The sequence below is a fragment of the Kutzneria sp. CA-103260 genome, from assembly GCF_018263855.1.
Classification (GTDB): domain Bacteria; phylum Actinomycetota; class Actinomycetes; order Mycobacteriales; family Pseudonocardiaceae; genus Kutzneria.
Map to the genome: position 1 here is coordinate 5,995,880 of NZ_CP073318.1, position 12,141 is coordinate 6,008,020.

Sequence of the window (12,141 nt, forward strand, 5' to 3'; positions counted from 1 at the left end):
ATGAAAAAGCAGAGGCGGGAGAAGTCAACACTTCCCCACCTACTTTCGCGCGTCAAAAAATGCGTGACTGAACTTCTTCAAGGTTCAGATGCAGTTCTTGACGGGTCCACGAAGGACATGTTCCAATCGAACAGATGGCCGTCTCTTCAATCAATCGGCGTATTGTTTGAGATTTGGGGGGAAGCATGGTTCGGGCCACAGCCGCGTCCGGCACCCGCATGTTGTCGACCTACACCGTGGACACTGAGGCGCTCGCGCGCGACCTCGCCACGATGGAGTCGTTTCCTTACACCAACACCTACGGTGAGTTCGCCTGCGGTCACTGGCGGAGCTGTGCTGCCTGGAACGGCTCAGGAGACGGTCTGCACACCAGCCTCGACGCCTACGACGGGCCCGCGGTGCTGACCGACCTCGGGAAGCAACTGCCCTACGTCGAGGAGCTCGTCAACCGCCTGTTCGACGTCTCACTGCTGCGCTTCGGGCGCATCGCCCGGCTGACCCCCGGCAGCGTGCTCGTCCCGCACCGGGACTACCTGGAGCTGGAGTCCGACCTCATCCGGATCCACCTTCCGCTGGAGACCGACGACTCGTGCCTGAACTCGCACGAGAACGTCATCTACCACATGAACTTAGGCGAGATCTGGTTCCTCGACGCGACCAAACCGCACAGCGCGTTCTCCGGCTGGGACCGCGACCGCGTCCACCTCGTCCTCGACTTCAAGGCCGACTCGATCGGCAAGATCCTGGCCGATGACCCGGCGGTCACCGGGATCCCGGCGGACCGCACCGTCTCCCGGCCACCGATGACTCCCGCCGAGTCCGAGGCGTACGTCGCCGCGGGCGCGCTGATGACGCACGTGACCCACCGCGAGTTCCTCAAGATCGCCATCACCGCCCTGTTCACCAGGGACATCGAGCCGACGGACGTCTTCAGCCTGTTCGAGGCGGCCGCGGAACGTTCGGGTGACCCGGATGTCCTCAAGGCGATCGAGCCGATGCGCGCCTACTTCCTCCACACCCGCCCGGCCGCGTGATGGAGACGCCGATCTACCAGGTCGACGCGTTCACCGAACGCGTCTTCTACGGCAACCCGGCCGCGGTCTGCCCGCTCGAGGAGTGGCTGAGCGAGGACCTCATGCAGTCGATCGCCCTGGAGAACAACCTCCCGGAGACGGCGTTCCTCGTCCCGCGCGGGGACGACTACGATATCCGCTGGTTCACACCGTCGATGGAGGCCGAACTCTGCGGGCACGCGACGCTGGCCTCCGCGCACGTGGTCTTCCACGAACTCCGGCCTGGACTGTCCGAAGTGGTCTTCCACTCCGGCAAGGGTCCGCTGCGGGTCAGCCGCCTCGACGACGGCCAGCTGGCACTGGGTTTCCCGGCGATGCCGGTGGAGCAGATCGAGCCACCCGCCCGCCTGCTCGACGGTCTCTCGATCGCGCCGGAGGCCGTGTACGCGGGAATGGACTACGTGGCGCTCTACGACACCGAAGAAGAGATGCGGGCGACCGTGCCGGACCAGGGTGTGCTGATCGGACTGGACCGGCGGGCGGTCACCGTGACAGCGCCAGGGGTGGGCCACGACTTCTCGTCCCGGTTCTTCGCGCCCAAGCAGGCGATCTACGAGGACGCGTTCACCGGGTCCGCGCACTGCCTGCTCATCCCGTTCTGGGCGGACCGGCTGGGCAAGAAGGAGCTGACCTCCCGGCAGTACTCCCGGCGGCTCGGCCGGCCGCACGTCATCGAGGCGTCCTGCGCCCTCGATGGTGACCGCGTCGCCATCGCGGGCCACACCCGCTCCTACCTGTCCGGCACCATCTCCTTCGACCCGCACTCAGCCGATGCCTGACATCTACAACCCGCAGGCCTACGCCTCCGGCATCCCTTACGACACCTACGCCAAGATGCGGATCGAGGAGCCGATCTCCTGGCAGGACGAACCCCCGTTGCCGACCTCGCCCGCAGGGCCGGGGTTCTGGGCGGTCATGCGGTACGGCGACGCCCGGTTCGTCTGCCGGAACCCGGACATCTACTCCGCGAGCCTAGGCGGGACGCAGCTGCGCGACCCGGACCCGGCCGACCTCCCCTACCTGCGGTCGATGCTGCTCAACATGGACCCGCCGACGCACAACAAGTACCGCAAGGTCGTCAGCCGCACCTTCAGCCCGGCCAACCTGGCCGGGTTCGACCGGTTCGTCGCGGATCGGGTGGCCACGCTGCTGGAACCGCTGCGTGGGCGTGAAGTGTGCGACGTGGTCACCGAACTGACCGACGAGGTGTCCCTCTCCACGCTGACCCACGTGCTGGGCGTCCCGGCCACAGATCGCAAGTTCTTCTTCGACTGGGCCAACCGCATCATCGGCTACCACGACGACGAGTACGTCCAGCCAGACGCCCCTCCGGCGCTGGTCGACCAACGCCGCCCGTCCGAGCTGACCGACATGATGGAGTACGCGCGATCACTGGCCGAGTACCGCCGTCGCAATCCCGGCGATGACCTCTTGTCCGCGCTCGTGCACACCGAGGTGGAAGGCCGGCGGCTCACAGACGCCGAGTTCGAGAACTTCTTCTTCCTGCTCGCCGTGGCGGGCAACGACACGACACGAAGCGCGCTCCCCGGTGCGCTCATCGCTTTCATGGACCATCCCAACCAGTACGCACTGCTCCGAGCCGAGCCGCAGCTGATCGACACCGCGGTCGAGGAGTGCCTCCGCTATGCGCCACCGGTGATCCACTTCCGGCGGACCGCGACTGTCGACACCACGCTCGGTGAGGTGGCGATCAGCGCGGGCGACAAGGTCGTCTTCTTCTACCCCTCCGCGAACCGCGACCCGGAGGCGTTCGACGCACCGGACGAGTTCGACATCCGTCGAACCGGTAACGCTCACCTGTCGTTCGGCCACGGCCCACACGTGTGCGTCGCCGCCGCTCTCGCACGCATTCAGATGAAGCACGTTCTCGGCAGCATCAGCCAGGCGTTCGCCGACATCCGGCCCGCCGGTCCCCCGGACCGGCTCCTCTCCAACTTCGTTGCCGGGATCAAGCACCTGCCGATCGCGCTGGGCAGCTGAGCACTCCGCAGAGAAACCTGCCGAGCCGTCGAGACACATTGGAGGAAGTACATGTCGGTCTGGTTCCCGACCGCTCACGCGGTCGCCGACCCGCGCCTCATGTTGCTCTGCCTTCCCCCCGGTGGTGGCGACGTCTCGTTCTTCTCGAGCTGGCAGCGGGCACTGGGCGAGGACGTCGCCGTCAACCCGGCTGCCCTGCCCGGTCACGGGCGGCGTGTCGCGGAACCGCTCATGAACTCGATCTCGGACCTCGCCGACGGTCTGCTGGAGCCGGCTCTGCGCGCGACGGCCGCACCGCTGGCATTGTTCGGGCACAGCCTGGGCGCCCTCGTCGCGTTCGAACTCGCCCACCGGCTGACCGCGGCCGGACGCCCGCCGGTTCTGCTCATCGTCTCCGGGTCGCCGGCGCCACAGTCGCACCCGCGCACGTCCCAGTCGTACGAGCTGTCCGACGAGGAGTTCCTCGATTCGGTCATCGCGCTCGGCGGGGTGTCCGACGGCCTGCTCGACTTTCCCGACATGCGGTCGTTCCTGCTGCCGATCCTGCGGGCCGACTTCGCGGCGGCCGAGACGTACCACTGCCCGCCGCGGCCACTTCTGGACATTCCCTTCCTCGTGCTCGGCGGGAACAGCGACCCGTCCGTGCACAGGTCCGAACTGGATCTGTGGTGTGACATGACATCCGGCCCGTCCGAGGTGGCGGTGTTCGACGGAGGCCACTTCTACCTCGTCGACCAGTTGAGCGAAGTCCTCTCGAAGATCCGTGCGGTCACCGGTTCGGCGCTCGCCCGACACTACGAGCGCGAAGGGACGTCCCATGTCTGACCCGTTTCAGGATCGGGACGGAAGCTACGTCGTGCTCGCCAACCCCGGCGGTCAGTACTCGCTGTGGCCCGCGGAGATCCAGTCGCCTGACGGCTGGGAGATCGCCTTCGGCCCGTCGAAGCGGGCAGAGTGCGTCGACTTCGTTGAGAAGGCGTGGGCTGGCACGCAACCGCGCGAGCACTCCCCCGTATCACCGCCTGACCAGCCTGCACGCGCGATGCTGCGGCCCGTGGTGCGGCCTGAGCACGTGCCGCTGTCGTTCGCCCAGCAACGGCTGTGGGCCAGCGACCAGGTGGAAGGCCCCAGCTCGCGATACAACCTGCCCCTTCTCACGCTGCGCGTGCGGGGGCGCCTGGATCTCCACGCCCTCGAGCTGGCACTCGCCGACGTCGTGCTGCGGCATGAGAGTCTGCGGACGACCTTCCCGGACATCAAGGGCAAGCCTTTCCAGCACATCCACCCGCCTGACGAGGTCTCGTTCCGCCTGGTGCGCTCGCGCATCCAGCCCGATGAACTGGATCTGCGGGTGAAGCAGGCCCACGAAGCCCAGTTCGACCTGTCGACCGAGATCCCGGTTCACGCCGAGGTGTTGTCGATCTCGGCGGACGAGCACGTCTTCGTGTTAGTGACCCACCACATCATTTCGGACCCGTGGTCGCTCGGACCGTTGTGCCGGGACCTGAGCCGGGCCTACGCGGCGCGCCTCGCGGGCAAGACCCCGGACTTCGTGCCACTCCCCGTTCAGTTCGCCGACTTCGCTCAGTGGCAACGAGAACACCTGGGACGCGAAGATGATCCGGCCAGCGTCATGGTCGCCCAGACCGAGACGTGGCGCGAGATCCTGTCGGGCGTTCCCGAGCAGTTGGAGCTCCCGTGGGACCGCCCGCGCCCCGCGGTCGCCGGCGCTCGCGGCGGCACCGTCCCTTTCACCGTCCCAGCGGAAGTGTTCTCGCGCGTGCAGTCGCTGGCGCAAGCTGAGGGCATGACCCCGTTCATGGTCCTCCACGCCGCGCTGACGGTGCTCCTGAGCACTTCCGGGGCAGGATGCGACATCCCGGTCGGCACGGCCGCCACCGGACGATCGAATCCACTTCTCGACGACCTGATCGGCTGCTTCATCAACCTGATCGTGTTGCGTGTCAACACTTCCGGCGAGCCGACCTTCAGGGAGTTGCTGGCCCGTGTGCGCAGCACCCACGACCAGGCCTTCGAGAACCAGGACGTTCCGTTCGAACGGGTGGTGGCGGCGCTCAAACCGCCGCGCTCACTGGCGCGCCACCCCTTGTTCCAGGTGTTCCTGACGATGGATGCCGACAGTCCCACACCGGACCTCGCCGGGGTGAGCATGACGAGGTACTCCGTGGGAAACGCCTCGACATCGAGGTTCGACCTGGCGGTGCGCTTCCGCCCGTCATCGGATGACGGCTCTCTGCTGGGTGTCGTCCAGTACGCGGCCGACCTGTTCGATAGGGAGACGATCGCGACGCTGTCCACGCGGCTGGTGGAGGTGCTGGATTCCACGACGTCCGATCCGGACGCGAAGATCGACGTCGTCGGCGTCGCGGACCGGGCGATGTCCTTGGACGAATCCCTGTGCACCATGTTCGCCGACGTGCTGGGCGTCGATGCCGTGGCGGTCGACGACGACTTCTTCGACCTCGGTGGACATTCGTTGCTGGCGATCGAGCTCGTGAGCCGGATCCGGGCCGAGTACCAGGTGACGCTGAGGGTCAGGACCTTCTACTTCGACCCGACAGTCGCCCGAGTTCGCGAGATCATCGCCGAACAGCGCACCCCAGGCGCACAGGTCGCGTCTGGAAACAGTGCCGAGGTGCCTGAGCCGCCCAGAACCTGACCTTCGTTCGACCTCCGGGTCTCCGACCACCACTGAATGCCGAAGCCACGATCTGGGGAGACCGAATGGCTCGATACCGAGAACACTACGAGTTCTACCTGGCCCTCCTGTGGAAAGAGATCCTCGGCGTCAGGCAGGTTCCCATCGAGAACGACTTCTTCGCACTGGGCGGCGACGCCGCGGCGGCACGGACCATGCTGGCGGACGTCGAGCGCGAGTTCGGCGTGCGGGTGACCGCCGATCACTTCGCCGCGGCACCGACCGTCGAGGCACTCGCGCGCCACGTCCGGGAAGCCAGGCAGGCCAGTGCCGCTCCGCAGAAACCCTTCCGTGTTCCGGGTTCACCGGCGGGACCGATCCCGCTCGTGTACCTCTACACCGTCGAAGGGGAACTGACCTATTCCGACCGAATGCTCACCGCCGATCTCGGAGTGCCGATCGTGGCCGTGCGCTCGATCGGCATGGACATGGAAGAGGAACCGCTGTCCACGGTCGAGGCAATGGCCGCCAGGCACGTGGCGGACCTCGACGAGCTCGGTGTCCGGCCACCGTATTTCGTGGTCGGCGTGTGCACCAGTGGCAACATCGCCTTCGAGATGGCCAGGATCTGGCAGGAGCGTGGTGATCACGTCGCCTTTCTGGGGCTGTTCGAGCCACCCCTCATGCGGGAGATCCAGCAGGACAAGGCGTACTTCGTGCAGGACCACGTGCGCGAGCTGTGCAAGGTGAGCGAGGTCGACTTCACACCGGACCGTCTCGACCAGTGCGTGCAGGCGTTGCGCGAATCCGGCGAGATCCCCGAGTCCTTTTCGGACGAACTGTTCATGCGGCAGGCGGAGGTCCACGCGCTGAACGTCCTCGCCGCCTACAAGTACCGCCCAGCGGGCCGGTTCACCGGTCACGCGGTTTTCTACGAGAGCCAGGCGTTCGACTGCGGACCCGCGGGCCTGGCGAGGCTTTCCGACCCCCAGACCGCGACCAACGTCTACGAGAGCTTCTGGTCTCAGTACATACCGGCGGAAACGCTCGTGCGCAGGCAGGACTGCGACCACCGGAGCATCGACCTGACGCGAAAAGCACGGGAGTTCCTCCGCGAGGACATCGCCCACGCACTCAACGCGCTCAACTCCGCTGTGCCCACCTCGATCTGATCTCGGGCCTTGGTCATTGACATCACTCCTACGGGACAACATCGGGAGGCGCTCCATGTCCGAGCACGCGTCTCACTTCTCGACATCGGCGAAGGACTTGCGGCACCGGCCGCAGCTTCAAGTCACGGAGCTCGACAACGCGGTCATCACCGACCGTGCCTTCGCGGAGCTTTGACGGGAACCCGTTGAGCCCTGTTTGACCACGCGTTCGAACTCAGGAGGCGCCGCGTGAGCGGAACGCTCATCATCACGTCGGTCGATGCTCACGCCGAGGGAGAGCCCGGCCGGATTCTGCTGGGCAGTCACCTCCAGGTGCGCGGCACGACGATGTCAGAGCGGTTGCGGTGGTGTACCGAGCACATGGACGACCTGCGGATGCTGCTGCTGCGCGAACCGCGCGGGCATCCGGCGATGTGCGGCGTCCTGGTGTTGCCACCGGTCACCGATACCGCCGACGTCGCGCTGATCATCCTCGAGCAGGGCGGCTTCCGGCCGATGTCTGGCAGCAACACGATCTGTGCGGTGACCGCCCTGCTCGAAACGGGCGCGTTGCCGATGCGAGGCCCCGAGACAGTGGTGCGGATCGACACGGCGGCGGGCTTGGTCGAGGCCACCGCATCCGTTTCCGGCGGCAAGGTGACGCGAGTCAGGGTCCGCAACGTGCCGTCGTGGGTGGTCGCCCTCGACACCCCGCTCGAGATGCCCGAGTACGGCACCGTCCTCGCCGACGTGGCGTTCGGCGGCCAGTTCTACGTTCTGGTGCCGGCTTCCGCCATGGGTGTCAAGCTGGGAGCGGAGAACGCGCCGACGATCGTCCGCGCCGGCGCAGCCCTGCTGGCCGCCGCCAGGGCACAGGTCGAGGTGCACCATCCCGACGATCCGAACCTCGGCCAGATCTCGCTCGCGATGCTGCACGGACCCGCGGACTCACCAGGCGTCTCCGCACAGAACAGCGTCGTCATGCCCACCGGCGAACTGGACATCGCGCGGCCGGAGACGTGGCGCGGCGCCCTGGACCGTTCTCCTTGCGGCACCGGCACTTCGGCCCGCATGGCCTGCCTCCACGCACGGGGCGAACTCGCGCTCGGCGTTCCGTTCGTCCACCAAGGTGTCCTGGGCACGACGTTCGAAGGCCTGCTGCACGAGCGCGTCCGGTTCGCCGGCCACGACGCTGTCGTGCCGTCCATCGCCGGGCAGGCCTGGATCACCGGAATCAACCAGCACGTCCTGCACCCCGATGACCCCTTCCCACGTGGATACGCGGTCGGCGACGTGTGGGGAACCAGTTCCGTCTCGTAACCGAGTACTTCACCTTTGCCACGCGGTTGCGGAAGCGTGCGCCTGAGCTGGGGAGCGAACACGATGGCTGACAAGATGCCGATCACGGGAACGGTGCTCCGCACCGAACAGCTCACCCGGAACATGATCCGGGTGGTGCTGGGAGGTGCGGGACTGCGCGCGTTCGTCCCCGTCAGCGCGACCGATCAGTACATCAAGCTGCTCTTCCCCACCAGCGACGCCGAACGACCCCGCAGGCGCACGTACACCGTGCGCCGATGGGACTCCGAGGCAGTGGAGCTGTGGATCGATGTCGCCGTGCACGGCGACAGGGGTCTGGCGGCACCCTGGGCGCTTCGCGCGGCACCGGGCGATGCGATCCAGTTCCTCGGACCGGGTGGCGGATACTTCCCCGATCCTGAAGCGGATTGGCACCTCCTGGCCGGCGACGAGAGCGCACTGCCCGCCATCGCCGCAGCGCTCGAGGCGATGCCCGCGGAGGCGATCGCGATGGTCTTCGTGGAGGTCGACGGACCGGAGGACGAGACGCCGTTGCGCACCAACGCCCACACGGCGATCACCTGGGTGCATCGGCGCGATCTGCCTGTCGGCGACGCCTTGGTGAAAGCTGTGCGATCACAGGAGGTCCTGCCGGGAGACGTGCAGGTGTTCGTGCACGGAGAAGCGGGCTTCGTGAAGGAACTGCGCGGCTACCTACGCGTGGAACGGCAGGTTGAGCGGACAAGGCTGTCCGTCTCGGGCTACTGGCGCCAGGGCAAGGACGACGAGGGCTGGCGAGCGTCGAAACGGGCGTGGAACGAGGCGGTCGAGGCCGAGCAGGAACAACGCCTGCCTCAGGCTTCTCGGTGATGTGGAGCAGCCGGCGAGTCCGGCGGTCGATGGGGTGGGTGAGTTGACGAATCCTTTTGAAGATCCGAACGGTCGTTTCACCGTGCTGGCCAACGCCGAGGGGCAGCACTCGCTGTGGCCGGTGTTCGCCGATGTTCCAGCCGGTTGGAACGTGGTCCACGGACCGGACGCACGGGAGGCCTGCCTCGGCTACGTCGAGCGGAACTGGACCGACCTGCGGCCGAAATCACTGATCCACGCCTTGCGTGACGACGACCGGGAAACCGGGCCGGCAGTTTGACGGAACGCGGGTTTCACCGCGGGGGAAGGTTCGACGTCAGATGAAGAATGCCACCGACCACGAGGTCACGAACAAAATCGACGTCCAGCTCGAGGCCGGGGCGCCGCCCATGATCGTCACCCCTGAGCTGCCCACGCTCGCCGACGCGCTGGACTGGCTGCGCTGGGCCGACGACGACCTCCGTGCTGAGACACGGTCGCACGGGGTGCTGTACCTGCGCGGCCTGCCAGTGCGCGACGTACAGGACTTCGGCGCCGTCCGCGATCACCTGATCCAGCGGCGCACCCCGTACCGCGAGAAGGCCACGCCGAGGCGCAGCTACGGCGACGACGTGTTCTCCTCGACCGACCTGCCGCCTGCCCAGCCCATCCGGATGCACAACGAGAACAGCTACACCCTCGACTTCCCGGGAACCCTGGTGTTCTGCTGCCTCACCGCACCCGCGGAGGGCGGCGCGACCCCGGTCGCGGACTGCAGGGCGGTGCTGCGCGACATGCCGGAACACCTCGTACGGCGCATGCGCTCCTCGGGCTGGGCGCTGCGGCGCAACTATTCGGACCTGGTCTCGCTGGACTGGCGCACCGCCTTCGCCGCTGACCACAGCGCGCAGGTCGAGGAGTACTGTGCCGAGAACCTGATCGCCACGCGCTGGTCCGGCGAGCATCTGAGCACCAGCCAGGTCCGCGCCGGGCTGATCACCCATCCCCGCACCGGCGACGAGGTCTGGTTCAACCACCTCGCGTTCTGGAACTCGTGGTCGCTCGACGAGGAGATCCGCGAGTCCCTCGTGGACGAGTTCGGCCAGGACGGACTCCCGTTCGAAACGTCCTTCGGCGACGGCGAACCGGTCACCAAGGAGGATCTCGCCGCCATCGACGCGGCGTACGTGGACGCGACCATGCGACGGTCCTGGCAACCGGGGGACGTGATGGTCGTCGACAACATCCTTGCCGCACATGGCAGGGAGCCGTTCCGCGGTGACCGGCGCATCGTCGTCGCGATGGGCGATCCGGTGTCCGTACGGGACTGCCAGCCGACCGTGCCGGCCGAAGCGAGGTTCGTCTGAGATGAACACTCCCCACACACAAGGCGACGACCTGCTGGTCCGGTTCCAGCGGTCGGTCGCGGTGGCACCGGACCTGATCGCCGTCCGATCTCCGGAAACGTCCGTCACGTTCGCGAGCCTCGCCGAGAGGATCGCGGCACTGGCCGGTGCGCTGAGCGCCCGCGGCGTGCGCCGTGGCGACCACGTGGGCGTGAGCCTGGAGCGAGGAGTGGACCTCGTCGTCGCTCTGCTCGCCGTGTGGAGCGCGGGCGCGGCGTACGTCCCCCTCGACCCGCAGTACCCCGATGAGCGGCTCGCCTTCATGATGCGGGACTCCGGACTGCGGCTGGTGATCGCGGCGGACGCTCTGCCCGCCGGAATCGCGAACGTCGAGGTGATCACGCCCGCTGCCACGGGGGCCGCTGCCGTGCCAGTGCCCGTGACATCCACTGACGCCGCCTACGTCATGTACACCTCTGGCTCGACCGGCACGCCCAAGGGCGTGATCGTGACGAGAGGCGCGGTGGCGTCTCTGGTCCACAGACTTGAGGCGATCGGGGCGTACGCGGACAGCCACCGCGTTGTCGGGTGGAACGCGAGCGCGTCGTTCGACGCGTCGGTCCAGCAGTGGGTCAGGGTGTGCCGCGGCGACACGGTCGTCCTCCTCGACGAGGAACAGCGGCGCGATCCCGCCCGGTTCGGCGCCGCGCTGTCGAAGTACGCGATCACCGACATCGACGCCACTCCGTCGCACTGGGAGGCGGTGGAGCAGGGAGTCACGACATCGGCGCTGCGTCTGTTCCTGGGCGGCGAACCCGTGCCCACCGCGCTGTGGCAGCGGCTCGACAAGGCCAGGCAGTCCGGACGCGTCGAAGCGTTCAACCTCTACGGTCCGACCGAGTGCACGGTGGACTCCACCGCTGGGCCGGTCGAGGGCACCGAGCCGCACATCGGGCGGCCGCTCCCCTCCGTTGAGATCCACGTGCTGGACGGCCGCCTGGCCGAGGTGCCCGTGGGAGTCACCGGCGAGGTCTACATCTCGGGTCCCGGGGTCGCACGCGGGTACGTGAACCGCCCCGGCCTGACCGCGCAGCGCTTCGTCGCCGACCCCTTCGCCGGTGCCGGGCGGCGGATGTATCGCACGGGTGACGAGGCCCGGTGGCGACCGGACGGCACGCTCGAGTTCGTCGGGCGGGCCGATCGCCAGGTCAAGGTGCGCGGATTCCGGGTGGAGCCGGGCGAAGTCGAGGCGACCATCGCCCGATATCGCGAGGGGTGTGCCGCCGTCGTGGTCGTGCGGGCCGACGACCTCGTGGCGTACTGCGTGGGCGACCCGGATCTCGACGAGTTGCGCGACCACGTGGCCGCACACCTGCCGGCCCACATGGTCCCGGTCCGGTTCATTCCGATCGCCGCCTTCCCGTTGAACGTCAACGGGAAGCTCGACCTCTCCCTCCTCCCTGATCCCCATGACAGTGCCGCACGAGCGGACGGGCAGCTCCCGGCAGGCGAGTACGAGGAACTCGTCGCCGACGTGTGGGCGGCAGTCCTCGGTCAGGACAGGGTGTTCGCTGACGACGACTTCTTCGCGCTGGGCGCCCATTCGTTGATGGCCATCCGGGTCGTGGCCCGCGTCAAGAAGGAGCTGGGAGTCACACTGTCCATCCGGGACATGTACCGGCATCCGCTGCTTCGCGACTTCGCGGAGTTCGTCAAGGCGGTACACGCCGGTGTGCACTCGGCCGGCGGCCGGTAGAAAGGAC

Annotated in this window: 11 protein-coding genes; all 11 read left to right on the forward strand. The window is 67.5% G+C overall.

The features are described from left to right. Positions 1-185 precede the first annotated feature (185 nt). The 11 genes from JJ691_RS26185 (at position 186) to JJ691_RS26235 (ending at position 12,134) form a co-directional block, all read left to right on the forward strand. A complete protein-coding gene (locus JJ691_RS26185; RefSeq protein ID WP_211762295.1) occupies positions 186-1,034 on the forward strand; it encodes an aspartyl/asparaginyl beta-hydroxylase domain-containing protein in 849 nt (282 codons plus the stop codon). Further along, the gene (locus JJ691_RS26190) at positions 1,034-1,852 is read left to right on the forward strand and encodes a PhzF family phenazine biosynthesis protein (RefSeq protein WP_211762296.1); all 819 of its coding nucleotides are present in this window, start codon (positions 1,034-1,036) and stop codon (positions 1,850-1,852) included. Before JJ691_RS26185 ends, JJ691_RS26190 begins: the two co-directional genes overlap by 1 nt. Continuing rightward, on the forward strand, positions 1,845-3,074 hold the full coding sequence (locus JJ691_RS26195) for a cytochrome P450 (protein ID WP_211762297.1): 1,230 nt from the start codon (positions 1,845-1,847) through the stop codon (positions 3,072-3,074). The genes JJ691_RS26190 and JJ691_RS26195 overlap by 8 nt, the downstream gene beginning before the upstream one ends. 51 nt (positions 3,075-3,125) lie before the next feature. After that, a complete protein-coding gene (locus tag JJ691_RS26200) occupies positions 3,126-3,899 on the forward strand; it encodes a thioesterase II family protein (RefSeq protein WP_211762298.1) in 774 nt (257 codons plus the stop codon). Continuing rightward, positions 3,892-5,754 (forward strand): condensation domain-containing protein, encoded by a 1,863-nt coding sequence (locus tag JJ691_RS26205; RefSeq protein WP_211762299.1) that lies wholly within the window; start codon positions 3,892-3,894, stop codon positions 5,752-5,754. Before JJ691_RS26200 ends, JJ691_RS26205 begins: the two co-directional genes overlap by 8 nt. Before the next feature lie 65 nt (positions 5,755-5,819). Next, positions 5,820-6,905 carry a thioesterase domain-containing protein gene (locus JJ691_RS26210; RefSeq protein WP_211762300.1) on the forward strand — a complete coding sequence of 362 codons (1,086 nt, stop codon included), beginning with the start codon at positions 5,820-5,822 and terminating at the stop codon, positions 6,903-6,905. A gap of 228 nt (positions 6,906-7,133) precedes the next feature. Beyond that, positions 7,134-8,204 carry a proline racemase family protein gene (locus tag JJ691_RS26215; protein ID WP_211762301.1) on the forward strand — a complete coding sequence of 357 codons (1,071 nt, stop codon included), beginning with the start codon at positions 7,134-7,136 and terminating at the stop codon, positions 8,202-8,204. A 63-nt stretch (positions 8,205-8,267) separates the two neighbouring features. Next, positions 8,268-9,053, forward strand: a complete 786-nt coding sequence (locus tag JJ691_RS26220; RefSeq protein ID WP_211762302.1) for a siderophore-interacting protein — start codon at positions 8,268-8,270, stop codon at positions 9,051-9,053. A 43-nt stretch (positions 9,054-9,096) separates the two neighbouring features. After that, entirely contained in the window at positions 9,097-9,333 is a 237-nt protein-coding gene (locus JJ691_RS26225; protein WP_211771720.1) for an MbtH family protein, read from the forward strand. A gap of 40 nt (positions 9,334-9,373) precedes the next feature. Next, a complete protein-coding gene (locus tag JJ691_RS26230; RefSeq protein WP_211762303.1) occupies positions 9,374-10,399 on the forward strand; it encodes a TauD/TfdA family dioxygenase in 1,026 nt (341 codons plus the stop codon). Position 10,400: 1 nt separating this feature from the next. Further along, a complete protein-coding gene (locus JJ691_RS26235) occupies positions 10,401-12,134 on the forward strand; it encodes a non-ribosomal peptide synthetase (RefSeq protein ID WP_211762304.1) in 1,734 nt (577 codons plus the stop codon). The last annotated feature ends 7 nt before the right edge of the window (positions 12,135-12,141 follow it).